This is a genomic window from Bradyrhizobium sp. SZCCHNRI3052, from assembly GCF_032484895.1.
GTDB lineage: Bacteria > Pseudomonadota > Alphaproteobacteria > Rhizobiales > Xanthobacteraceae > Bradyrhizobium.
Genome location: NZ_JAUETW010000004.1, coordinates 361,238 through 383,765, shown reverse-complemented (window position 1 = coordinate 383,765; position 22,528 = coordinate 361,238). Strand labels below are relative to the sequence as shown.

At 66.1% G+C, this 22,528-nt stretch carries 21 protein-coding genes; 10 read left to right on the top strand and 11 right to left on the bottom strand.

Annotated features, from left to right (window positions below; all coding sequences use genetic code 11):
• Positions 1–69: 69 nt before the first annotated feature.
• Positions 70–954: a bifunctional methylenetetrahydrofolate dehydrogenase/methenyltetrahydrofolate cyclohydrolase FolD gene (gene folD / locus QW887_RS15380; RefSeq protein WP_315716736.1), complete on the top strand. Its 885-nt coding sequence runs from the start codon at positions 70–72 to the stop codon at positions 952–954.
• Here folD and QW887_RS15375 read toward each other — a convergent pair.
• The 3 genes from QW887_RS15375 to QW887_RS15365 all read right to left on the bottom strand — a co-directional run bounded on the left by QW887_RS15375 (position 951) and on the right by QW887_RS15365 (position 3,809).
• Positions 951–2,438: a M20 family peptidase gene (locus tag QW887_RS15375; protein ID WP_316194676.1), complete on the bottom strand. Its 1,488-nt coding sequence runs from the start codon at positions 2,436–2,438 to the stop codon at positions 951–953. The two genes, folD and QW887_RS15375, sit on opposite strands and share 4 nt — an antisense overlap.
• A 126-nt stretch (positions 2,439–2,564) precedes the next feature.
• On the bottom strand, positions 2,565–3,101 hold the full coding sequence (gene ppa, locus QW887_RS15370; RefSeq protein WP_315716738.1) for an inorganic diphosphatase: 537 nt from the start codon (positions 3,099–3,101) through the stop codon (positions 2,565–2,567).
• 198 nt (positions 3,102–3,299) lie between these two features.
• Positions 3,300–3,809 (bottom strand): GNAT family N-acetyltransferase, encoded by a 510-nt coding sequence (locus QW887_RS15365; RefSeq protein WP_006611902.1) that lies wholly within the window; start codon positions 3,807–3,809, stop codon positions 3,300–3,302.
• A 240-nt stretch (positions 3,810–4,049) separates the two neighbouring features.
• Between QW887_RS15365 and QW887_RS15360 the strand changes: the two genes are divergently transcribed.
• The 6 genes from QW887_RS15360 (at position 4,050) to QW887_RS15335 (ending at position 9,267) form a co-directional block, all read left to right on the top strand.
• Positions 4,050–4,949 carry an alpha/beta hydrolase family protein gene (locus tag QW887_RS15360; protein WP_315716739.1) on the top strand — a complete coding sequence of 300 codons (900 nt, stop codon included), beginning with the start codon at positions 4,050–4,052 and terminating at the stop codon, positions 4,947–4,949.
• A gap of 9 nt (positions 4,950–4,958) precedes the next feature.
• On the top strand, positions 4,959–5,426 hold the full coding sequence (locus QW887_RS15355; protein ID WP_315716740.1) for a DUF2269 domain-containing protein: 468 nt from the start codon (positions 4,959–4,961) through the stop codon (positions 5,424–5,426).
• Positions 5,427–5,436: 10 nt separating this feature from the next.
• Positions 5,437–6,762 carry an SDR family oxidoreductase gene (locus QW887_RS15350; protein WP_316194675.1) on the top strand — a complete coding sequence of 442 codons (1,326 nt, stop codon included), beginning with the start codon at positions 5,437–5,439 and terminating at the stop codon, positions 6,760–6,762.
• The gene (locus QW887_RS15345) at positions 6,762–7,172 is read left to right on the top strand and encodes a thiol-disulfide oxidoreductase DCC family protein (RefSeq protein ID WP_315750551.1); all 411 of its coding nucleotides are present in this window, start codon (positions 6,762–6,764) and stop codon (positions 7,170–7,172) included. The genes QW887_RS15350 and QW887_RS15345 overlap by 1 nt, the downstream gene beginning before the upstream one ends.
• A 132-nt stretch (positions 7,173–7,304) precedes the next feature.
• Positions 7,305–8,375, top strand: coding sequence for a YeiH family protein (locus QW887_RS15340; protein WP_410052606.1), 1,071 nt, complete (start codon positions 7,305–7,307; stop codon positions 8,373–8,375).
• Between the two features lie 7 nt (positions 8,376–8,382).
• Positions 8,383–9,267 carry a LysR family transcriptional regulator gene (locus QW887_RS15335; protein ID WP_316166427.1) on the top strand — a complete coding sequence of 295 codons (885 nt, stop codon included), beginning with the start codon at positions 8,383–8,385 and terminating at the stop codon, positions 9,265–9,267.
• 97 nt (positions 9,268–9,364) lie between these two features.
• On the opposite strand, the gene QW887_RS15330 is transcribed toward QW887_RS15335, so the two are convergent.
• The 3 genes from QW887_RS15330 to QW887_RS15320 form a co-directional block, all read right to left on the bottom strand.
• Positions 9,365–10,609 carry an NAD(P)/FAD-dependent oxidoreductase gene (locus tag QW887_RS15330; RefSeq protein WP_316194674.1) on the bottom strand — a complete coding sequence of 415 codons (1,245 nt, stop codon included), beginning with the start codon at positions 10,607–10,609 and terminating at the stop codon, positions 9,365–9,367.
• Positions 10,610–10,735: 126 nt separating this feature from the next.
• On the bottom strand, positions 10,736–12,562 hold the full coding sequence (gene typA / locus QW887_RS15325) for a translational GTPase TypA (RefSeq protein WP_315716745.1): 1,827 nt from the start codon (positions 12,560–12,562) through the stop codon (positions 10,736–10,738).
• Positions 12,563–12,965: 403 nt separating this feature from the next.
• Entirely contained in the window at positions 12,966–13,727 is a 762-nt protein-coding gene (locus QW887_RS15320) for a Crp/Fnr family transcriptional regulator (RefSeq protein WP_316194673.1), read from the bottom strand.
• Between the two features lie 167 nt (positions 13,728–13,894).
• On the opposite strand from QW887_RS15320, the gene QW887_RS15315 reads away from it, so the two are divergent.
• Positions 13,895–14,269, top strand: coding sequence for a response regulator (locus QW887_RS15315; protein ID WP_315716747.1), 375 nt, complete (start codon positions 13,895–13,897; stop codon positions 14,267–14,269).
• 36 nt (positions 14,270–14,305) lie between these two features.
• On the opposite strand, the gene QW887_RS15310 is transcribed toward QW887_RS15315, so the two are convergent.
• Positions 14,306–15,877 carry an alkaline phosphatase D family protein gene (locus QW887_RS15310; RefSeq protein WP_316194672.1) on the bottom strand — a complete coding sequence of 524 codons (1,572 nt, stop codon included), beginning with the start codon at positions 15,875–15,877 and terminating at the stop codon, positions 14,306–14,308.
• 139 nt (positions 15,878–16,016) lie between these two features.
• Positions 16,017–17,360, bottom strand: a complete 1,344-nt coding sequence (locus QW887_RS15305) for a TAXI family TRAP transporter solute-binding subunit (RefSeq protein WP_316183624.1) — start codon at positions 17,358–17,360, stop codon at positions 16,017–16,019.
• Between the two features lie 374 nt (positions 17,361–17,734).
• Here QW887_RS15305 and QW887_RS15300 point away from each other — a divergent pair, with 374 nt between their 5' ends.
• Positions 17,735–18,037, top strand: a complete 303-nt coding sequence (locus QW887_RS15300; protein ID WP_315716751.1) for a 4a-hydroxytetrahydrobiopterin dehydratase — start codon at positions 17,735–17,737, stop codon at positions 18,035–18,037.
• 105 nt (positions 18,038–18,142) lie between these two features.
• Entirely contained in the window at positions 18,143–18,556 is a 414-nt protein-coding gene (locus QW887_RS15295; protein WP_316194671.1) for a YkvA family protein, read from the top strand.
• Between the two features lie 119 nt (positions 18,557–18,675).
• Here the strand turns inward: QW887_RS15295 and QW887_RS15290 are convergent, their stop codons facing one another.
• The 3 genes from QW887_RS15290 to QW887_RS15280 all read right to left on the bottom strand — a co-directional run bounded on the left by QW887_RS15290 (position 18,676) and on the right by QW887_RS15280 (position 22,504).
• Positions 18,676–19,851: a TAXI family TRAP transporter solute-binding subunit gene (locus tag QW887_RS15290; protein ID WP_315716753.1), complete on the bottom strand. Its 1,176-nt coding sequence runs from the start codon at positions 19,849–19,851 to the stop codon at positions 18,676–18,678.
• Between the two features lie 149 nt (positions 19,852–20,000).
• Positions 20,001–21,011 (bottom strand): hypothetical protein, encoded by a 1,011-nt coding sequence (locus QW887_RS15285; RefSeq protein WP_315716754.1) that lies wholly within the window; start codon positions 21,009–21,011, stop codon positions 20,001–20,003.
• Between the two features lie 518 nt (positions 21,012–21,529).
• Positions 21,530–22,504 carry an NADPH:quinone oxidoreductase family protein gene (locus QW887_RS15280; RefSeq protein ID WP_315716755.1) on the bottom strand — a complete coding sequence of 325 codons (975 nt, stop codon included), beginning with the start codon at positions 22,502–22,504 and terminating at the stop codon, positions 21,530–21,532.
• Positions 22,505–22,528: the final 24 nt, after the last annotated feature.

The window sequence follows — 22,528 nt, the reverse complement described above, 5'->3', positions numbered from 1 at the left end:
GGGGAGGGTGGGAGCACGCGGCCAGCGTCTTGCTCGATGAAACAGCCTTTGAACCGAGGATAGAGCAAAATGACCGCGCGCATCATCGACGGAAAGATCATTGCAGCCGACCTGCGCGCGCAGGTCGCCCGTGAGGTCGAGCGGGTCAAGCGCGACCATGGCCTGACACCAGGCCTCGCCGTGGTGCTGGTCGGCAACGATCCGGCGTCCGAGGTCTATGTCCGCAGCAAGCATACCCAGACCCAGGCGGCCGGCATGGCCTCGTTCGAGCACAAGCTGCCGGCTGACGTGTCGCAGGACAAGCTGCTGGCCTTGATCGGCAAGCTCAACCGCGATCCCGCCGTACACGGCATTCTGGTGCAGCTGCCGCTGCCGAAGGGGCTGGAGACCGAAGTCGTGATCAATGCGATCGATCCGGCCAAGGACGTCGACGGGCTGCATCCGCACAATGCCGGCCGCCTCGCCGGCGGCCAGCAGGCGCTGGCGCCGTGCACGCCGCTCGGCTGCATCATCCTCAGCAAGACCGTGCATGGCTCGCTGGAGGGCATGAACGCGATCGTGATCGGCCGCTCGAACCTGGTCGGCCGTCCGCTGGTCCAGCTCCTGCTCAACGAGAACGCCACGGTGACGATCGCGCATTCGCGCTCGCGCGACCTGCCGGCGCTGACCGCGCGCGCCGATCTGGTCTACGCCGCCGTGGGCCGCGCGGAGATGGTGAAGCGCGACTGGATCAAGCCGGGCGCGACCGTGATCGACGTCGGCATCAACCGTATCCCAACGGCTGACGGCAAGACGAAGCTGGTCGGCGACGTCGCCTATGCCGAGGTGGCGGAGGTCGCCGGCGCGATCACGCCGGTGCCCGGCGGCGTCGGCCAGATGACGGTGGCCTGCCTTCTGGTGAACACGCTGCGCGCCGCCTGCGCGATCGCCGGGCTGCCGAAACCGGCCGTCTAGGCCGGGCTCGCGGCGGCTTCCAGCAGCCGCCGATAGAAGCGGATCATGTCGGCATAGCCCTCGACCGACAGCCGCTCATTGGTGCCGTGGAAGCGCTTGAGATCCTCCGTCGTCGCGCGCAGCGGCGAGAAGCGGAAGATGCTGTCGGTAATGCCCGCATAGTGGCTCGAATCGGTGCCGGCGACCATCAGGCCGGGCGCCACCACCGCGTCGCTGAAGATCTCGCGAATGGTCCGGTTCACGAGCTGATAGGACGGTCCGGCGGTCGAGGTGACCGGCGGGGGCTCGTGGTTGCCGCGCAAGGACGTGATCGAGATGCGGTCGTTGGCCACGGTCTGCCTGACGTGGTCGATGATGCCCGCCTCGGTGTCCCCCGGCAGCAGCCGGAAATTCACGGTGGCGGAGGCGTTGCCCGGCAGCACGTTGTCCTTGTCGCCCGCGTTGAAGATGGTCAGCGCGGTCGTCGTACGGACCATCGCTTCGGCCGGACCGCTCTTGGCGAACTCGCCGAACAGCAGCGGTTTGGTCAGCCAGAGATTGGACAGCACGGCGCGGTTGATGCCGGTCATTTCCGGCGCCAGCGTATCGAACATCTCGCCGACCGTGCCGTCGATGCGCATCGGCAGCCGGTTGGCCTCGAGCTTCGCCAGCGCCGCACTCATCATGCCGATCGCGGTGTCCCGCGGCGGCATCGAGGAATGCCCCGGGGTGGCCTTGGCCGTCAGCACCAGGCTCGCATAGCCCTTCTCGGCAACACCGACCAGTGCCGCCGGCTTGTCGAGGCCCTTGACGCCGCCCTCCGAGATCAGCAGGCCCTCATCGATGACGAAGTCCAGCCGGACGTTGCGGGCGGCGAGGACGGCCGAGATGGCCTTGGCCCCCCGGGTGCCGCCGACCTCCTCGTCGTGACCGAAGGCGAAATAGATCGTGCGCTTCGGCTTGAAGCCGGCCTTGATCAGCGCCTCGGCCGCCTCCAGCATCGCATACAGATTGCCCTTGTCGTCCCAGGCGCCGCGGCCCCAGACGAAGCCGTCTTTGACGACGCCGGCAAACGGCGGCACGGCCCAGTCGGGCTCGGTGCCCGGCGCGACCGGCACCACATCCTGATGGGCCAGCAGCGCAATCGGCCTGGCCGCCGCATCCGAGCCCTTCCACCGGTACAGCAGGCTGTGCCCGGCCACGACCTCCTGTGTCGCGGCCGCATGAAAGGCCGGGAAGCTTGCCTCGATATGGGCCTTGAGCGCCGCGAAGGCATCGGCATTCAGCTCGGGATCGTCGGAGCTCGAAATCGTGCGAAAACGAACCGCCGCCGCGAGCCGCTGCGCCGCAGCCTCGGCATCGATGCTGATCTTCGGCAGCGCCGCGACATCGAGCTGCCGGGAGCCATGGCGAAACATGTTGACCAGCACGACCGCGACGAGCGCCGCGCCTGCCGCCAGGATGAGAAGACCAAGGTATCGAAGGGACCTGAGCAGGCGGCGCATTGCAGAACGCTCCAAGACGAGACGGCGCCGCAGATCCTATCTGCGACGCCGTGAAACTGCTCGGAGCGGACTCGAAAGTCCATCGCCTGGAGCCGCGAAGCGCTGCGTTTGGAGCTTCCGCGCGCCCTACTTCTTCGCCGCCTTGGCGCGGGCGATGCCCTCGGCAATCAACTGGTGGGCGTCGTCGGCATTGCCCCAACGCAGCACCTTCACCCATTTGCCGGGCTCGAGATCCTTGTAGTGCTCGTAGAAGTGCCGGATCTGCTGCAGCGTGATGTCCGGCAGGTCCGAATAGGTGCGGACCTTGTCGTAGCGCTGGGTCAGCTTCGAGGACGGCACCGCGATGATCTTCTCATCGCCGCCAGCCTCGTCCTCCATCAGCAGCACGCCGACTGGGCGCACGCTCATGACCGCGCCGGGCACGATCGCGCGCGTGTTGGCGACCAGCACGTCGCAGGGGTCGCCGTCATTGGACAGCGTGTGCGGGATGAAGCCGTAATTGCCGGGGTAGCGCATCGCCGTATAGAGGAAGCGGTCGACGAACAGCGTGCCGGCTTCCTTGTCTAGCTCGTACTTGATCGGCTCGCCGCCGACCGGCACTTCGATGACGACGTTGACCTCGCGCGGCGGATCTTTCCCGATCGGGATGGCGTCGATGCGCATGGATGCTCCGTAGAACTTGAACGTTTGAGAACTTGAACGTTGAGGGTCGGACGCTCGACAGGCGAGCGCTGGCATTCGCAGTCGCAAAAAAAACGCGGCTGCGCAACAGCTACCTCAAGCCAACACTTTCAGTTCAATTCCAGTTCAATTCGCTGGCGCGTTAACGTTTAACGCGCCCGGAGCACGGCCGGCCCAGGCTCAGTTGGTCCAGGCAAAGGCAACCTTGTCGAGCGACTTCGGCCCGAAGCGCTCCGACGACCGCGCGACCATCCGGCCGCCCAAGGCGCGGTAGAACTCGGTGGCGGGATCGTTGTCGGACAACGCCCACACCACCATGCTCTTCAGGCCGCTCTGCGCGAGGTCGCGCTTGGCGGACTGGAAGAGCCGGCGACCGAACCCCAGCCCCTGAAATTCCGGTCGCAGATAAAGCTCGTAGACTTCACCGTCGAAGTGCAGGCTGCGGGCGCGATTGCGGCCGTAATTCGCATAGCCTGCGACCTTGTCGTTGAACACCAGCACGCTGACGCGGCTGCCTTTGCGGATCGCGCTGTCCCACCATTGGGGGCCGCGCCGGTTGATCAGCTTCTCCAGCTCTGCGCCAGGGATGATTCCCTGGTAGGCGGAACGCCAGGCTTCATCATGGGCTGACGCCACCGCAGCCGCATCTGCAGCCTTGGCCGGACGGACTTCGATCAGGGTTGTGCTCATGAGCGGATCAAAGCAAGTCGGCGGTCCGCCTTCAAGGTGCCACGTTAAAGATCGGTTAACCTGTGGACTTTCGGCATCACCGTGGCGGAAAGCTGTGCCGAAAAGGGACAAATTCGCAACATTGTTGAGGGTCGACGGTGTCCCGTCACCGCAGGTTCATACCACGAACTAAAAACTGCAACTCACTCGCGGTGGGCTCGGCTAGTGTGGCCGGAGCTCAACAACTTCCCGCCCGGCTGAATGCTGCTGCTTCGCTGCCTCTCATGGTTGATCGCGCTCGTCCTCGCGGGATCGAACGCCTGGGCACAGACATTCGGCCCGGCCTCGCCGGAAGGCGAGCCGGCCCGGCTGCAGCAATGGCTGGTGCCCTCGACCGAGCCTGGACTCCCCGCGCATGCGCTGCTGTATCGGCCTGCCGGTGACGGACCGTTTCCGCTGGCGCTGATCGCGCATGCCTCGACACAGAATGCGTTGCGGCGCGCGCAGCTGCCGCAGCCGAGCTACACGGCGATGGCCAGCGAGCTGGTCGCGCGCGGCTATGCGGTGCTGGTGCCGGAGCGGCTCGGGCATGGCCGTACCGGCGGCCCCTATGTCGAGGATCAGGGCGCGTGCGAAAATCCGGACTACGAGAAGGCGGGACGTGCCACCGCCGCGCAGATCTCGCGCGCGCTTGCCTTCATGCGCGATCAACCATTCGTCGCCAAAGGCGGCGCACTTGTGGTCGGTCACTCGGCCGGCGGCTGGGGCGCGCTGGCGCTCGCCGATCAGCCCCGGCAGTTCGTTTCGAGCATCATCGTGTTCGCGCCCGGCCGTGGCGGCCATGCCGACGAGGTGCCAGGGCGCGTCTGTGCAGAGGCGCGCCTGCTTGATACGGCCCGCGCATTTGGACGCGGCGCGCGCGTGCCGGTCACGTGGCTGGTCGCGGCCAATGACAGCTACTTTCCACCATCGCTTTCGCGTCGGCTTGCGGAGGACTTCGACTCGGCCGGAGGCCGGGCACACTTCAAGCTGTTGCCAGCGTCCGGCGAGGAGGGGCATTGGATGATCGAGCACGACGACGGCGTGGCACTGGCGGCGGATTTGCTGTCGCGGGCGCTGACAACGACACGTCGATCGACGCATCCGATGCCGCCGAACTAGCAGGACACGATGACGCTGTATTTCCTGATCAAATATCTCCACGTGCTCGGCGCCATCGTCATTCTCGGCACCGGCACGGGGATCGCATTCTTCATGCTGATGGCGCATCTGAGCGGCGAGGCCGCGTTCATCGCGCGCACGGCTGGCGTCGTGGTGATCGCGGACATGCTCTTCACACTGTCGGCGGTGCTGCTGCAGCCGGTCACCGGCGGCACCTTGATGTGGCTGTCGTCCACGGCCGTGAGCGAACGCTGGCTGCTCACCTCGCTCGCACTATACGCCGTCGCCGGCCTGTTCTGGGTCCCCGTGATCTTCATGCAGATCGAACTGCGCGACCTCGCCCGTGCTGCTGATATCAGCGCCCAGGCGCTGCCGCCGCGCTACTTCATCGTCTTCCGCCGCTGGTTCCTGTGCGGCATCCCCGGTTTCGGCGCGGTCATGGCCATTCTCTGGCTGATGATCGCAAAGCCGCTCTGACGAGACGCGCATGATCACGTCGACCACCCCCCGCATCCTCGTGCTTGGCGCCTCCGGCCTGATCGGGCGCTTCATCACCGACGATCTGCGCCAGCGCGGCTGTGCGACGGTCGGCGTCGCGCGCGCGTTCTCGCCATCGCAACGCACGTCGCCGTTCGACATCGAGCTGCCGATCATGGCGCTCGATGCGCCGGCTTTGGCGAGCCTGATCCGCGCCCACGAGATCGATGTCGTCGTCAATTGCCTCGGCGTGCTGCAGGATGGTCCGGGCAGCGATACTACGGCCGTGCATCGTGAGTTCGTCGCGCGCGTGCTCGCAGCGATCACGGCCTGCGGCCGTCGCGTGCGCTTCATTCACATCTCGATCCCCGGCGCGGCCGATGAGGATCACACCGCTTTCGCGACCACCAAGCGCGAGGCGGAGCAGTTGATTGCATCCTCAGACATTCCCTACGCCATCCTGCGCCCGGGCTTCGTGATCGCGCCATCGGCCTATGGCGGCAGCGCGATGGTCCGCGCGCTCGCGGCGCTTCCGGTCGACCTGCCGGCGAGGGATGCGGCGACGCCGTTCCAGCCGGTGGCGGTGGCGGACATCGCCGCGACCATCGCCTGGCTCGCGATGCGGCCGATCGATGACGAGGCGACACGCGCGGTGAGCTGGGACCTGATGCAGCCCGAGGCGGTGACGCTTGGCGACGTCGTCGATGCGTTTCGGCGCAGTTTCGGCACGACGGATTGGCCGCGCGTTGCCTTGCCCGCACCACTGATCAATCTCGGCGCTTTCGCCGGTGACCTCTGCAGCCGGCTCGGCTGGATGCCGCCGATGCGCACCACCGCGATCGCCGAGCTTCGCCGCGGGGTGCACGGCGATCCCGCACCGTGGATCGCGGCAACCGGCATCACCCCCACGCCGCTGGACGCCGTCGGCACGCGTGGCGCCACCATTCAGGACAAATGGTTCGCGCGGCTGTTCCTGATCAAGGCACTGATCATCGCGAGCCTCGTGCTGTTCTGGGTCACATCGGGGTCGATTGCACTGTTCGTCTCGTTCCCGGCGACCACGGCGGTCCTGACCACGCGCGGCTGGCCGGAAGGCTTTGCGATTCCGTTCGCGGCGATCACCAGCATGATGGACATTTCGGTCGGCCTATTGATCGCGTTCCGCAGAACCGCAACATTCGGGCTCGCCGCCGGCATCCTCGTCTCGCTCGGCTACATGCTCGGCTGCGCGATCCTCACGCCCGATCTCTGGCTCGAGCCGCTCGGCGCCCTGGTGAAGACGGGACCTGCGATCGTGCTGATGCTGGTCGCGCTGCTCATGATGGACAATCGCTGATGACCAACTGGCCCGACGATGACGTGATCCTCTACGACGGCGTCTGCGTGTTCTGCTCCCGCTGGGTGCAGTTCGTGATCGCGCGCGACACCGCCAGGCGCTTCCGCTTCACGCCGATCCAGTCGCCCTACGGCACCCGGCTGGCACAGGCCTTCGACATCGATCCCCAGGACCCCGACACCAACGCGGTCGTGCATGGCGGCAAGGCGCATCTGAAATCCGATGCTGCGCTGACCGTATTGTCGAACCTGCCGGGCTGGGGCTGGACGCGCGCGCTGCGCGCCATTCCGAAGCCGCTGCGCGATGCGGTCTATGGCGTGGTCGCACGCAACCGCTACCACATCTTCGGCAAATACGAATCCTGCTTCGTGCCGGATGCCGAGCTGCGCAAGCGGGTGCTGGAGTCGTGATCCGGTCGGCGGCGAGATGCGGCAGTGGGCGATTAATCGATTGAATCGAATGATACGTGCGATATAATCTGTTGGATCGATTGTTCACAGCATGAAATTCTCTTCCTCGCACTTGGTTTGGGAGAGATTTCCATGGCTGCCCCCTCGCACGATCTGATCGCCGATGCGCCCGTTGCCATTCATCATCGACCTGCGCACGCGCCCGCGACGCCGGCGGCACCGACGCTGCTGCCCGGGCTCGCGCTGTCCGCGGCGCTCGCGTCCGGCGCCTTCGGGCTGCGCCTGCTGCCGGGCCTCGGCCTGTTCAGCCCGATGATCCTGGCGATCGTGGCAGGGATGGCGCTGCACAACGTGGTCGGCACACCGGCGCGGGCCAAGCCCGGCGTCGCCTTCTCCATGCGTCGCGTACTGCGGCTGGCGATCATCCTGCTGGGCCTGCAACTGACGGCGACGCAGATCGTCGAGGTCGGCGCGCGTGGTCTCGCCGTGATCGCGCTGAGCCTCACCGGCACCTTCCTGTTCACGGTGTGGATGGGACAGCTGCTCGGCGTCAATCGCAAGCTGGCGGAGCTGATCGCGGCGGGCACCTCGATCTGCGGTGCGTCCGCCGTGATCGCGACCAACGCGGTCACGCGCGCCCATGACGAGGACGTCGCCTATGCGGTGGCCTGCGTCACGGTGTTCGGCTCGATCGCAATGTTCATCTATCCGCTGCTTCCGGCGCTGCTGCATCTCGACGCGCACGCCTTCGGCCTGTGGAGCGGCGCCTCCATTCACGAGATCGCCCAGGTGGTCGCGGCCGCGTTTCAGCAGGGCCAGCAGGCCGGCGAGTTCGGCACCATCGCCAAGCTCGCCCGCGTGATGCTGCTGGCGCCGGTCGTGCTCACGCTCGGCCTGCTGGCAACGCGGCGTGCGCGCCATGGCGGCGAGACCCGGGGCAATGCGCAGCCGCCACTGCCCTGGTTCGTGTTCGGCTTCATCGCGCTGGTCGGCCTCAACAGCGTGATCAGCATTCCCGCCGAGATGAAGACCGTGATCGTGACGGCGACCACGTTCCTGCTGTCGATGGCGCTGGCCGCGATGGGACTGGAAACGGATTTCGCCAAGCTCAAGGCCAAGGGCCTGCGGCCGCTGGCGCTGGGCCTGCTCGCCTTCCTGTTCATCGCAGGCTTCAGCCTGGCCCTGGTGAAGCTCACCACATAGGACGCTTGTGACGCTCGAACAGCTCAGGATCTTCGTTGCGGTCGCGACCCGCGAGCACGTCACCCAGGCGGCGCGCGACCTCAATTTGACCCAGTCGGCGACATCGGCGGCTGTGGCCGCGCTCGAAGCGCGCTACGAGACCAGGCTGTTCGATCGAGTCGGACGCCGCATCGTGCTCACGGCGACCGGGAAGGCGTTTCTCGTCGAAGCGAAGGCGGTGCTGGCGCGCGCGGCCGCCGCCGAGACCGTGCTGAACGATCTCGCCGGCCTGAAGCGGGGGCAGCTGGCGCTGGCGGCCAGCCAGACCATCGCGGGCTATTGGCTGCCGGCCTTCATTCACCGCTTCAGTGCCGCGCATCCGGCGATCAGGCTGCAGCTGTCGATCGGCAATACCGAGCAGGTCGCGACCCAGGTCCGCGAGGGCTCTGCCGATCTCGGCTTCATCGAGGGCGATGTCGACGATCCCGTGCTCACGGCTCAGCCGGTCGCGGAGGACAACATGGTGCTGGTCGGTCCGATCGATCATCCGCTGTGCCGCGGAAGGTCAGTGACAACCAGCGACCTGAAGACGGCGCGCTGGGTGTTGCGCGAGCAGGGCTCCGGCACGCGCGCCGCGCTCGAAACAGCGCTTGGCCGCTTCGGAATCACTCCGGCCGAGCTCGATGTGGTGTTCGACCTGCCGTCCAACGAGGCCGTGCGCGGCGCCGTCGAAGCCGGCGCCGGCGTCACGGTGCTGTCGCGCCTCGTGGTCATGCGCGCCGTCAAGGCCGGGCTGCTCGCCGTCGCCAACATCGAGCTGCCCAAGCGGCACTTCTACAGCCTGCGCCACAAAGAGCATCACCAGACGCAGGCCGCACGGGAGTTTCTGCGGATGGTGGAGGAGACGTATTGATCGGCACGTCATCGCGAGCGCAGCGAAAGCGACCCGGAAATCCCACCGCGGTGACAGTCTGGACTGCTTCGCTGGGCTCGCAATGACGATCGATGGACTAGCGCCTGGTTAATGACGCCAGAGCTTCCCGCGCCGCGCGCTCGCCGCTGTCACGCGCGCCATGGGCGGTCGAAAAGAAATCCGGGGGCGTCGCCTCGCCGGCGAAGAACAGCCGATCATCAACCGGCGCGGCCAGCACGGCGCGCTTGTCGGCATGTCCGGGCAGTGCATGCGAATAGGCGCCGCGCGCGAACGGGTCGGCGCCCCAGCGGGACTCGGCGAGCGGACGGAGGCTGTTGCGGATGTCGTTGCCGAGCAGGGCCGCGATGTCGTCGATCGCCTGCGCCGCCAAGGCCCCCTCGCCCGCCGCCTCGATGTCGCGGGCGAAGCTGCCGCCATAAAAGCCTTCGATGCAGGGCTGGCCGAACGGGCGCAGCTGGAAGCTGCCGACCCGCGCGGTGTGGCTTCGGCCGCGCATGCCCGAATCCCTCGGCAGGTGCTCCCAGCCGTCGAGCGCCAGCGTCACCTTGTTGTCGAGACCGAGCGGCAGGCCAGCGGCGGCTTCGACCTTGCTCGGCAGGGCCGGCGAAAAGCGGAGCGTTTCGTCGGCCATGAGACTGGTCGGCACGGTGACGATGACCTTGTCGGCCGTCAGCGTGCCCTGTGAGGTCGTCAGGCGGATGCGCGTGTCGCCGTGATCGATCAGGGTCACGTTGCAGCTCATGGCGATCGGCAGGCCCCCGCCATAGGCGGCGACCAGCGCGCCATAGCCGCGGCGAATCCGCCAGTTCAGCTCGGTGTCCTCATAGGCCTCGAAGTCGAGCAGCGACATCTGCGCCAGCTCGCAGCCGTTGAGATAGGTGCAGATCGCGTCGATCATGCCGTTCCAGCGATTGCCGGGCTCGAGGCAGATGCTCGCCGGCGCATCGCGGCCGCTCCTGGCAGCCTCCGCGGTACGCATGAAGAACGCCTCCAGCGCGCGGATGAATTCTTCGCGCTCTTCGCGCGGGAATGCCGCCTCATAGGCCTGATCGCGCCAGGGCGGCCGGCTGGTGTCGATAGTGAAAGCAAGCTGCTCGGCAATGCCGACGAACGAGTTGCGATCAGCCGAATGCAGCCAGCCGCAGCCGAGATCGAAGGTGACATCAGGCGAAGCCATGATGGTGTGAGCGCGGCCGCCGATGCGGTCGCGGGCCTCCAGGACGATGAACGAGACGCCCTTGTCCTGCAGCGCATGTGCCGCGCCGAGGCCCGCGGCACCCGCGCCGATGACGGCGATGTCGATGGAGGATGGGAAAGACATTGGCTTATCCAACTCCGTCGTCATGCCCGGCCTTGTGCCGGGCATCCACGTCGTCCTCGCAAGCCCCAAAACGTGGATGGCCGGGACAAGCCCGGCCATGACGCATTTGAGAATGGAGGGCGGAAATTACGCCACCGCTTCCTTCTGCTTCTCGGCGCGCTTGCGCTCGTTCGGATCGAGATGCTTCTTGCGCAGCCGGATCGACTTCGGCGTGACCTCGACCAGCTCGTCGTCCTCGATATAGGCGAGCGCCTTTTCCAGCGTCATCTTGATCGGCGGCGTCAGACGGACGGCCTCGTCCTTCGACGTGGTGCGGATGTTGGTGAGCTGCTTGCCCTTCAGCACGTTGATCTCGAGATCGTTGTCGCGGGTGTGCTCGCCGACGATCATGCCGCGATAGACCTTCCAGCCCGGCTCGATCATCATCGGGCCGCGGTCCTCCAGCTTGAACATCGCGTAGGCCACCGCCTCGCCCTGGTCATTGGAGATCAAGACGCCGTTGCGGCGGCCGGCGATCTCGCCCTTGAACGGGGCATAGCCGTGGAACAAGCGGTTCATGATCGCGGTGCCGCGGGTGTCCGTGAGCAGCTCGCCCTGATAGCCGATCAGGCCGCGGGTCGGCGCGTAGAACACCAGCCGCAGGCGGTTGCCGCCAGAGGGGCGCATCTCGATCATCTCGGACTTGCGCTCGCTCATCTTCTGCACGACGACGCCGGAATGCTCCTCGTCGACGTCGATCACAACCTCCTCGATCGGCTCCAGCCACGCGCCGGTGGCCTCGTCCTTCTGCAGCACCACGCGCGGACGCGACACCGACAGCTCGAAGCCTTCGCGGCGCATGGTCTCGATCAGGATCGCGAGCTGCAATTCGCCGCGGCCCGACACTTCCATGGCGTCCTTGTCGGCGGATTCGACGACGCGCAGCGCGACATTGCCCTCGGCCTCGCGCAGCAGGCGGTCGCGGATCATGCGGCTCGTGACCTTGTCGCCTTCGGTGCCCGCCAGCGGCGAGTTGTTGACGATGAAGGACATCGACACGGTTGGCGGGTCGATCGGCTGCGCCGGGAGCGGAGTCTCGACCGAGGGATCGCAGAACGTGTCGGCGACGGTGCCCTTGGTCAGGCCCGCGATGGCGACGATGTCACCGGCCTCGGCCTCGTCGAGCGGCACGCGCTCGATGCCGCGGAACGCGAGAATCTTGGAAATACGGCCCTGCTCGACGACCTTGCCTTCGGCGTTCAGCACCTTCACGGCCTGGTTGGGCTTGATGCTGCCCGAGGTGATGCGGCCGGTGATGATGCGACCCAGGAAGTTGTTGGCCTCCAGGATGGTGCCGATCATGCGGAACGGTCCCTCTTCGACCGACGGCGCCGGCACATGGCGCAGCACCAGGTCGAACAGCGGCTGCATCCCGGCGTCCTTCGGACCTTCCGGGCTCTCGGCCATCCAGCCCTGCTTGGCCGAGCCGTACAGGATCGGGAAGTCGAGCTGCTCCTCGGACGCGTCGAGCGCGGCGAACAGGTCGAACACCTCGTTGATGACCTCGGTCGGACGGGCGTCGGGACGGTCGACCTTGTTGATGACGACGATCGGCTTGAGGCCGACCTTGAGCGCCTTGGAGACCACGAACTTGGTCTGCGGCAGCGGACCCTCGGCGGCGTCGACCAGCACCAGGGCGCCGTCCACCATGTTCAGGATGCGCTCGACCTCGCCGCCGAAATCGGCGTGGCCGGGAGTGTCGACGATGTTGATGCGGGTGTCCTTCCACTGCACCGAGGCGGCCTTGGCCAGGATGGTGATGCCGCGCTCGCGCTCCAGATCGTTGGAGTCCATGGCGCGCTCGGCGACCTTCTGGTTCTCGCGGAAGGTACCCGACTGCTGCAGGAGACGATCAACCAGGGTGGTCTTGCCGTGGTCGACGTGGGCGATGATGGCGATGTTGCGAAGATTCATGGTCGGTGTCTTCTAAGCTTTCTCAAGAGCTCGTGCTCTGTCCCCGGCGGGGCGCGCGCTTTGTTATAGTCGAATCAAGCTGTTAGCTTTGCGACGCGCGCTCGCGAAACTCGTTCGGCGGCAGGGGCCGGCAGCCCCAAATAGGAAGCCCGGCCAATCGACCGGGCAGACCTCACGCGTTGCGGCGCAATATAGGCAAAAAATGCCAAAAAACAATGACTGCTTTCAGGAACGAGGAGCGGTTTCCGAGCGGCTGGCTAACGCCTCCGCGACCGCACGCTTCCGGGCAGCGCGGGAGAAGACGAGACCAACCACTCCGACCGGCAATCCCACGAGGACCAGCGCTGACAGCCAACGCGATTGGCTGGTGTCTGTGCGCGGAAAGTCACTGGCGCCTGCAGGCTCAGCCCGCCGCGGCCTGCTCGGTCGGATAGACGCCGCGCAGGACCTCCTCGAAATGGGTCTTCACGGCCTCGTTGCACAGGCAGGAGCGGCGCTTCAGCGCGTCGAAGTCCCGCACCATGAAGGCGCCGCGGCGGGTTTCGAGAATGCCCTCGGCCCTGAAGGTCTGGACAACCCGGCTGACGTAGCTGCGGCCGACGCCCAGCAGCGTTGCCAACTGCTCATGCGTCAGCGGCACGATCGGCTCGCCATCGGTACGGTCCATCGCGGCCACGATCCACTTCGCCGTCCGCTGCTCGATCGAATGGATCGCGTTGCAGGCGGTCGACTGGAACATCTGTGCCAGCATGCAATCGGCGTAGCGCGCGAACACGTTGCGCAGCGTCTTGGATTGCAGCTTGGCGGCCGCCAGGCGGAACAGCGGCAGCCGTGCGAACGGGCCACCGAACTTGACGACGATCCGCGTGTAGGCCGGCAGGAAGCCCTCGCTGACGATCCCGCCGACGGCGCCCTCGCGGCCGACCAGGATGGTCTCGACGTCGCGGCCATCCTCATTGGGAACGAGATAGGACGTCAGCGCCGGCCCGCAGGGAAAATGCACGATCTGGACGTCGTCACCCGGACTGTAGAGCAGCTCGTTCGGCGTTGCCTCGTCCTCCACCAGATACGGCGAGATCAGCGCGTAGTCGGCCGGACTGAGCCGCCGCAGCAGGTTGTTGTAGGGCCGCTCCCGGCTCAGCGTGGCCACACCTTGGCTCAGCATCGTCATCCCCGTGCGCAACGCATGTGCGTGATACGTGCACCTTGTGTTCACAAGTGCACCGACAGAGGAACTCTGATATGCTGCCTTGGTTCCAGGAACCCGCCAGCGCGCTCGAGAGGAGGCGCCGGCCGCGGGGTCCATCCCTCATCCTGGAACCCGCAGATCCCATGACCAGCTCGCAATCAGGCGTGCCCGAGTTCTATCAGCATGTGCTGGTCGTCGAAGACGACCCCATCATTGCGCTCGGACTGGAAGACACCATCACCGACCTCGGCGTTCCCGACATCAGGATCGCAGCCGACGTCGCAACCGCGCTCGCCATGATCGCCGAGCGCGTCCCGCAATTCGCGCTGCTCGATGTCGGCCTGGTCCGCGAAAAGAGCTTTGCGATTGCCGAGCGGCTGACGGCGCTCGGCATTCCCTTCGCCTTCTCGACCGGCTATGGCGCCGACCGCGTGCCACCCGCGTTCGCCGACCGGCCGCGGCTGCCGAAGCCTTGCCCGACCGAGGCGCTGGAGGCGGTGCTGCGGCGACGCGATTAGTTGCGGTCGCCGCACGCGGTCGCCGACGCGGAAGGCTCAGCCCAGCTTCGGATCGAGCGTGGTCGACCACAGCGCGACGTCGGCGCGATCCCGCAGGGTCACGGTCATCTGGCCCGTGGCGCCTTCGATCTTGACGTGGCCGAAGAACTGCATGCCGGCCGACGGCGGCAGATTCTGCTTGTCGAGGCCGGGCGCCTTGATGAAGCGCACCTCGGGGCCGAAGGTGTTGTCGAGCTCGTTCGGACCGAACGTGCCGGCATGCAGCGGACCGGAGACGAACTCCCAGAACGGCTCGAAATCCTGAAACTGCGCCTTGTTCGGATCGTAATAATGCGCGGCCGCGTAGTGCACGTCCGCCGTCAGCCACACCGTGTTCTGGATCGGCGCGGTCTTGATGAAGCGCAGGACCTCGGCAATCTCGAGCTCGCGGCCGCGCGCCGGGCCGTCACCCTGGGCGATGGCTTCCGAGCCCTTCTTGTTGGCCGCGTCGTCATAGACGATGATGCTGAGCGGCATGTCGGAGGCGATCACCTTCCAGGTCGCGCGGGAATTGAGCAGCGCCTGCTTCAACCAGCGCATCTGCTCCGGCCCGATGAAGTAGGACGCCGGACCATACTTGTCCTCGAGATTGGGACCGTTGGCGCCGCGGTAGCTGCGCTCGTCGAGCACGAACACGTCGAGATGCGGGCCATAGTTGATGGTGCGATAGACTCGGCCCGGCTCGATGATGCTCTCGCGCATCGGATACATCTCGTGGAAGGCGCGCGCCGCGCGGGCCGCGAGCAACTGGATGTTGCGCTCCTTGTAGGCGGCGGGCAGCTCCTTGGAGGCCGACCAGTTGTTGGTGACCTCGTGATCGTCCCACTGCACGAAGATCGGCACCTCGGCATTGAAGGCGCGAACGTTCTCGTCGAGGAAATTGTATTTGTGGGCGGCACGGAATTCGTCGAGCGTCTCGGCGACCTTGGCCTTCTCTTCCACGGTGAGGTTCTTCCACACCTTGTTGTCCGGCAGCTTCACCTCGGACTTGATCGGACCGTCGGCGTAGATGGTGTCGCCGGAGTGCAGGAAGAAGTCCGGGCGGTGCTTCTTCATCGTCGAGAAGGTGAACATGCCGCCATCATCGGGATTGATGCCCCAGCCCTGCCCAGCCACGTCGCCGCCCCAGACGAACGAGACGTCGCGCTTGTTGCCTGGCGCGGTGCGGAAGCGGCCGGCCACGGCCTCGCTTTCGACGGCGGTATGCGACAGGTCCCGGAACTTGACACGGTAGAAAATGTCCTGGCCGCTCGGAAGGCCGTCGATCAGCATCTTGGCCGTGAAGTCGCTTTCCGGAAGCGCGGCGATCGGTGGCAGCGCCCGTGCGTCCTTGAACGACTCGGTGGTCGCCACCTCGACCAGCATCTGCGACGGCCGGTCCGCGCGCGCCCAGACCACGCCACCATCCATGCCGACGTCGCCGGACTGCACGCCATGCGTGATCTGCGGCCGGTCGGCGGCGCGGCTCAGATAGGGCATCGCCAGCGTCGTGACGCCGGCTGCGGCGGCCGTCGACAGGAAGCGGCGGCGGGACAGGGCGGTGTGCGGTCGAGGAATGCGAAGCGTCATGCGGATCTCCTGGTCGGATCGCGCGCGGGAGCCGGCGCGAGCCACGGCCCGGCAGACCTAGAAAAGATTGATGACGCTGGAATTACAATCGCGCCGTGGACAGCGCGTGACACGGCCGCAGGGCAAGCGTGGTCCGACCTCAGGTGCCGGCGGCACGCAGCTGCGCGCCGGTTCGCTGCAGATTGGCGGGCATGCTCATCAGGATGAGCTTGCGATCGGCCACCGCGTTGTGGAACTGCTCGAGCGCGATGTTGAACGCGGTCAACGCCCCGTGCTCGATTGCACCGTCCTCGAAGCAGGTCAGCGTGTTGCGCAGGATCTCGTCGGCCTCGCTCTGCAGCTGGTCGAGCTCCTCGGTCGAATCGCTCTTGCGCGCGATCGTGATCATCTCCAGCAGACGATCGCGCAGCGAGGTGTTGATGGTGCGTTCGTCGCGCTTGAGATAGCCGGCGAACCAGGCACCGGCCGAACCCATCGCCGAAAGCGCCATCAGGCCCCACCAGATGTAGTCGCTGTAGCGGTCGAGGAATGTCTTCTCCTCGCCGTTGATGAACGCCGCCGCGCCGGGATGCGCCGGAATCGCGGCGTCCTTGTCGGTGTCGGGGGTCTCGATCTTGGCAGCCAGCGGGAACTCCGACAGCAATTGCTGGCGCACCGAAAACAGCTGATGGGTGAACGCGGACACGGTCGAATCCGACAGGCCTTTGCGCGCCACGATGTGGTGGTTGAAGCTGATGGTCTTCACCTCGTCCTCGGGACGATCGGGCGAGCCGCCAAACGCGCCGGCGGGAATTTCGGTCGATTCATATTCGGGGTGGTTCTGCGCGATCGCTTCGGCCGAATCGATCGCCAGGAAGGTCGGCGTGCCGCCGTCCTTGGTGGCAGCGGCGATCGCATCCGCCGTGATCTTGCTATTGATGGGTCCGGCCGCAAGATAGACGTCCGCCCGCTGGTTGCGCACGGCTTCGGCGGCCTCGGTGATCGGGACTTGGACGATCTCGACCTTGCCGGCGTCGACGCCGTACTGATGCAGGATCACCTTCAGCAAATTGGCGTTCGCCGGGGTCCGACCGATGATGCCGACCTTGTGGCCCGCGAGCTGGGAGATCTTGGTGATCTTGGCGCCCTTGCGACCCTTGCCCTTGCCGCCCGGAGGCACCCAGAGCACGGCGACGTTCTTGCGCAGCGTCGCCACGGCCTGCGCGTTCTTTGGGACCTCGAGGTCACCCCGGACGATCGCGAGATCAACCTTGCCGGCGGCCAGCGCCTGCGCGCTCTGTGCGGCGCCCTCGGTCGGAACCGGCCGCAGCCTGACGGAGGCGTGCGACTGGGAAAAGGCCTGGGTCAGGGCCTGGACGACCTTCAGGTCGTCGCTGTTGGGCGGACCGACCGCGATCTTGAGCACCACGGGACGCATCGCGAAATAGTAGGCACCCGTCAAAGCGCCGACGACCGCGAGGATCCCGGCGATGACGATGAACACGGCAGGGCGCATCCGTGAGCGCTGCGCTGGCGTGGTCTGAGTATCTACCAGATCCCGTCCTCCGGTGGTCCAGGCCCGGGCGATGCCACAGGCAGCTTCGTCTGGCCACGTCGTCCTTCAATAGAGCTGAACTGTAGCAAATTTCTTGTCCGCCCGGAGTGACATCTGCGTCATGGTTACCATCGCACCAGTCGCCGGAGGATCGGGGCAGTTCCAAGCGCCTCCGGCATCGCGCCTGTGACAAGGCTCTGATCGGGATGCGTTTTCGGTTAGTCTTGGCAACCGGACACCGGCGCGATCCAGCCGGAGGTAGCCCCGCAGTCGCCCGGATGCTGTCACGTGTCCGGTCGATTGCACCACGAGAGGAGATCGAGATGCCGCAACCATTGTCGGCGGAGGCACGCGCCACCGCCTTGCGGGAGCTTCCCGGCTGGTCCGAGGCACAGGGCCGTGAGGCCATCGCCCGCACGTTCACATTCACAGACTTCAACGAAGCCTTCGGCTTCATGACCCGCGTCGCCCTGGTCGCTGAAAAGGCTGACCATCATCCCGAGTGGCGCAACGTCTACCGCACCGTCGAGGTGGTCCTCACGACCCATGACGCAGGCGGCGTGACCATGCGCGACATCGCGCTCGCCAAGGCGATGAATGCGATCGCCGCGACGATGCGCGGCTGAGATCTTGGCGACGACGGCACGCGCCTTGCGGCCGGCGTCGCCATCACCACATCCGAGGGCGAGGACCGCGCCCCCAGCGCCGTCTGGAACCGGAGATCGGACATCATGTCGGATGCGACCGACTACAGCGTTGGCTTCGAGCCCGCGGAGCGGCTGGCCCGGGATCGCGAGACCCTTCGCCGTCGTTTCTGGATCAAGTTCAAGAAGGTTGTCGCGCGGCTGCCATTCGCCGAGGAGCTGCTTGCGGCGTATTATTGCGCCTTCGACAAGGAGACACCCCGGCACGTACAGGTCGCCCTGCTCGGCGCCATCGCCTACTTCGTCGTGCCGTTCGACTTCATGCCTGACGTGTTGCCCATCCTCGGCTTCACCGACGACGCGGCGGTGCTCGCCACCGCCGTCCGCATGGTCGCTTCGCACATCACGCCCGACCATCATGCGGCAGCCCGCGCCGTACTCGCGCGGCTGGCGGCAGACAAGAACGCTGACGTCGCGAAGGACGGCGAGAATATCGGCTGACGGCGGCTCCGGCCGGCAAGCCGGGCGCCCGCAGTCAGCGCCTCGGAAGGGCACAACAGCAAAAAGCCCCGCATCCGCGGGGCTTTTCTCTTGATGGGACTTCGTCGAACGCTACGAGCTCAGCGCTGGCCGCGCGCCTGGGCGCGGGCGCTGCCGGTCTTCTCGGCCTCCCAGGCCTGGTACTGCTTGAACAGCGCCTCGCGGTCGGCCTCGCTCGGCATCGCCCTGCCGGCGCTGCTCTGCTTCAGGAAGTCATCGAAGCGGTCGCGCTGTGCGCCTTCCATGGCGTGGCTCTCCAGCCATTTGCTCGCGGACGGCAGCCGCTGCCAGCCGGCCAGCGGCGCCGACAGCGAGACCTCCTTCCACTTCGGATGGAACGGCGGATTCTGGAATGCCGGGAATTTGGTGAAGAAGGCGTCGACGAAGGTCGCGAGCTTGCGATAGCGGTCGGTGTTCGGCGCCCAATTATAGGCGGCGAGCACGGCCGGCACCGCGATCGTGTCGACCTTCTCGCCCTCGGCGATCAGGTTCGGGTAGTCCTTCGCCGTCAGGGTCGCCGGCAGATAGTCGGTCTGCAGCGGTCGATCGTAGTCGACGTTGACGAGATGGAAGCGGCCGTCGTTCACGAAGGTCGAGACCGACTTGTAGGGCTTGCCGCCGACCACGATGACGGCATCGAGCTCGCCGCGCTTCAACTTCTCCATCGCGATGCGCTGCTCGATGTAGGCGAAGTTGGCGCGCAGGCCAAGCCGCTCGAACACCGTCAGCGCCGTGACGAAGGTGCCGCCATTCGGCAGGTCGACGCTGACCCGGCGGCCCTCGAGGTCACGCAGGTTGCGCACCGCGCGCGGCGCGATCACCTGCATCTCTTCATTGTAGAGCTTGGTGACGTAGGTGAACTGCCGCTTGATGTCCTTGGCGAAACCCTTGCGCTCGAGGTAGTCGAGCGTATCGGCGCGGACGACGCCGAGATCGACGCCCTGCAGGAACAGGATGTCGGCCACGCTCTGCACCGAGCCGCGGCCGACGATCGGCAGGACGCGCAGATTGTTGCCGTCGTCGAGCAGCGAGGCCAGATCGGCGCCGAACTGCACATAGGTGCCGCCAATGGTGCCGGTGATGAGCGTCACCGTGTTGGCGTTCAGCGCCTGCTTGGTCTGCACCGAGCCGAACTGGAAGATCGCCTTGAGGCTGTCGCTCACCTTGGCGGGGTCGAACTCGCCTTCCTCGGCGTGGGCAGCGAAACCGCACGCAATCATCATTGCGGCCAGGGCCGCTCCAACAAGACGTCGCATCTGTCCCCCTTGATCTAAGGCTGGCACATGTTTGCGAGCCGGAACGCGGGCAGCACCAGGTCTCGCCTGGCATCGCCCATGAACAGACTCGAAAATCACGCGTGAAACAAAAAAATGAAACGAGGCGGCATCGCTGCCGTCACGAGCGTTCAGTTCTGCAGTTGATCGAGCCTGCGCTGCGCTTCAGCCGAGCCGAGCTGGGCGGCGCGGCGGTACCAGTTGCGAGCCGCAGCCGGATCGGCATTGATGTTGCGGATGTCCTTCGTCCCCAGCACGTGGGGATCGTAGGTCTGGGCAAGCATCAGCGCCGCGGCCGGTTCTTGCGCCTCGGCCGCGCGCTCCAGCAGCAGTCGGGCCGGCGGGATGTCGCCCGCGGCCAGCAGGCTCTTGGCGCGTTTCATGATGCCCGCGAGTTCGTCGGGATCGAGCCGGCGGACCTGCGCGGGCGGCGGAGCGGCGGTCACGGCGCCGAGGCCGGGTGCGACGATTGCCGATCCGGCGCCCGGCGAATTGATCGAGGATGGCTCCATCGCGCTCGGGGCCGGCGCGGACGGTGCCGTGGCGAAGCTCGGTGGTGCTGCAACCGGCGCGGGCTGCGTCACACTGCGATTCTGCAGCGCTGTCTGGTAGGCGTTGGCGATGTCGTCACGCGTCGGGGCCACGGCTGCCGTCTGCACCGGCGCCGCCGCAGCCGGCGGCTCGGCGGGCGGCAGTCGCGCCGGCTCGTTCAGCTGCATGTCGCGCGCGGTGAGCTGCGTGTTGGTGGCCTGCGGCGGGGCCGTCGGGTCCGGCGTGGCGCCGATGATGGAAGCCTTGGCACTGGCGATCAGGTCGCGCGTCGCATCCGAGGTGACAAGCGCGAAGAGCACCGCGACGCCGGCCGCAGCCACCACGGCGAGAAGAATCCGGGACGAGACCGAGACGCGGCGGGTCCGCTCCGGCCACTGGTCCTCGAAATGCGTGCTGTCGATCTGGTTGCCGCTCTCATACTCAGAGAGGAACATCGGCATCGATTCGTCGTTTGGATAGTTATCCTGGGTCGACCGGCCGAAACGATAGCTCGGTGGGCGCTCCTGAGGGAGTTCGTCGGGGAAAGGCCTGAAGTCAGGCTCCGAAGGAGTTCTGTTGTTGAAACGCCCGCGCGTCGTCCGCTCAGCCATGGCCTTCATCCCCATCTCAACTTCACGCAACATACTTTTGGTCCCAAGCCCGTCAGAAGCTCGAGACACGTCACGATTGCCAGAGGCACCCCACTGCCGACAACTAATTGACTAATTGAATCCGACTAAAAGTGGACGAGAGCCGGCATGATTCTGGAAACATTTTGATCTGATTGTGGCAACGCACGTGCGACATCGCACGGCGCCAAATCCAGAAACGTCGTGATAACAACGGCCAAGCCTCAAATTAACCATGCCACAATGTGGCGTGGTTGTGTTAACCAAGAAACGCTCGTTTTCGGATTTTCTGCTTCCGGTTGCGAATCCGTGACGCCGGCGCGGCAGCCCGCCGAACAAATTTGCGACCGCCGTGCAGCGCGCGGATGTCACAGCGACGCCGGGCCGGCTCGAGCATTCCGTCGGCAGAACAGCCAGGGCTCTGCTCGGTTTGGTTGTGCGGATCAGGGCGAGGCTATCCCGGGGAGTACAGCCCCCCGGGGCCTTCATGCGCGACGTCCTCAGGGGTGCAGGATCACCTTGCCCATCGCCTGGCGGCCGGCCAGCACCTTCAAGGCATCGGCGGTCTGAGCCAGCGGGAAGGTGCGGTCGACATGCGACGACAGCTTGCCCTCCGCGGTCCACTGCACGAGCTTTTCGAGGTTGGCGCGGTTCTTGGCGGGGTTGAGTCGGGTCCAGGCGCCCCAGAACACGCCGCGGATATCACAGCCCTTCAGCAGCGCGAGGTTCAGCGGCATCTTCGGGATGTCGCCGGCGGCGAAGCCGATCACCAGGAATCGGCCCTCCCATGCGATGGAGCGCAGCGCTGCCTCGGCGTAGGCGCCTCCGACCGGATCGAAGATGATGTCGGCACCCTTGCCGTCGGTGAGCCGCCGCAGTCCCTCCTTGAGATCCTCCTTGGCGTAGTTCAACGTCAGTGTCGCGCCGTGCTGCCTGGCAAATTCGAGCTTCTCGTCCGAAGAGGCGCAGGCGATGACCTTCAACCCCATCAGCTTGCCGAGCTCGCAAGCCGCCAGGCCGGTGCCGCCGGCGGCGCCAAGCACGGCCAGCGTCTCGCCCGGTTTCGGACTGGCACGATCCTCCAGCGCATGCAGCGCAGTGCCGTAGATGATGATGATGCCGGCGGCGCGATCGAAATCGAGATTGTCCGGAATCTTGACGATCGACGCGGCCGGCAGCGCGATCTTTTCGCGCGCGCCGTTGTGGCCGCAGGAGGCGACGACACGGTCGCCGACCTTCAGTTCGGTGACGCCATCGCCGATGCTCTCGATGACACCCGCGACCTCCGCACCCGGCGAGAACGGGAACGGCGGCTTGATCTGGTACTTGCCTTGGATCATCAGGATGTCGAAGAAGTTCAGCGCCGCCGCCTTGATCGCAATCACGGCCTCGCCGGGACCGGCCACCGGATCTGGCACCTCGGTGAGGACGAGATCGTCGGGCTGACAGAATTGCGAGCAGAGAATGGCTTTCATGGGCGCTCCTTGGTCGTTGCCGCC

Bases quoted from the DNA above. Each gene is read 5' to 3' on its own strand.
- QW887_RS15315 (WP_315716747.1), top strand. From the start codon at position 13,895: ATGACCAGCTCGCAATCAGGCGTGCCCGAGTTCTATCAGCATGTGCTG.
- QW887_RS15350 (WP_316194675.1), top strand. From the start codon at position 5,437: ATGATCACGTCGACCACCCCCCGCATCCTCGTGCTTGGCGCCTCCGGC.
- QW887_RS15340 (WP_410052606.1), top strand. From the start codon at position 7,305: ATGGCTGCCCCCTCGCACGATCTGATCGCCGATGCGCCCGTTGCCATT.
- QW887_RS15295 (WP_316194671.1), top strand. From the start codon at position 18,143: ATGTCGGATGCGACCGACTACAGCGTTGGCTTCGAGCCCGCGGAGCGG.
- QW887_RS15310 (WP_316194672.1), bottom strand. From the start codon at position 15,877: ATGACGCTTCGCATTCCTCGACCGCACACCGCCCTGTCCCGCCGCCGC.
- QW887_RS15375 (WP_316194676.1), bottom strand. From the start codon at position 2,438: ATGCGCCGCCTGCTCAGGTCCCTTCGATACCTTGGTCTTCTCATCCTG.
- QW887_RS15360 (WP_315716739.1), top strand. From the start codon at position 4,050: ATGCTGCTGCTTCGCTGCCTCTCATGGTTGATCGCGCTCGTCCTCGCG.
- folD (WP_315716736.1), top strand. From the start codon at position 70: ATGACCGCGCGCATCATCGACGGAAAGATCATTGCAGCCGACCTGCGC.
- QW887_RS15285 (WP_315716754.1), bottom strand. From the start codon at position 21,011: ATGGCTGAGCGGACGACGCGCGGGCGTTTCAACAACAGAACTCCTTCG.
- QW887_RS15320 (WP_316194673.1), bottom strand. From the start codon at position 13,727: ATGCTGAGCCAAGGTGTGGCCACGCTGAGCCGGGAGCGGCCCTACAAC.
- QW887_RS15355 (WP_315716740.1), top strand. From the start codon at position 4,959: ATGACGCTGTATTTCCTGATCAAATATCTCCACGTGCTCGGCGCCATC.
- QW887_RS15280 (WP_315716755.1), bottom strand. From the start codon at position 22,504: ATGAAAGCCATTCTCTGCTCGCAATTCTGTCAGCCCGACGATCTCGTC.
- QW887_RS15365 (WP_006611902.1), bottom strand. From the start codon at position 3,809: ATGAGCACAACCCTGATCGAAGTCCGTCCGGCCAAGGCTGCAGATGCG.
- ppa (WP_315716738.1), bottom strand. From the start codon at position 3,101: ATGCGCATCGACGCCATCCCGATCGGGAAAGATCCGCCGCGCGAGGTC.
- QW887_RS15345 (WP_315750551.1), top strand. From the start codon at position 6,762: ATGACCAACTGGCCCGACGATGACGTGATCCTCTACGACGGCGTCTGC.
- QW887_RS15330 (WP_316194674.1), bottom strand. From the start codon at position 10,609: ATGTCTTTCCCATCCTCCATCGACATCGCCGTCATCGGCGCGGGTGCC.
- QW887_RS15300 (WP_315716751.1), top strand. From the start codon at position 17,735: ATGCCGCAACCATTGTCGGCGGAGGCACGCGCCACCGCCTTGCGGGAG.
- typA (WP_315716745.1), bottom strand. From the start codon at position 12,562: ATGAATCTTCGCAACATCGCCATCATCGCCCACGTCGACCACGGCAAG.
- QW887_RS15290 (WP_315716753.1), bottom strand. From the start codon at position 19,851: ATGCGACGTCTTGTTGGAGCGGCCCTGGCCGCAATGATGATTGCGTGC.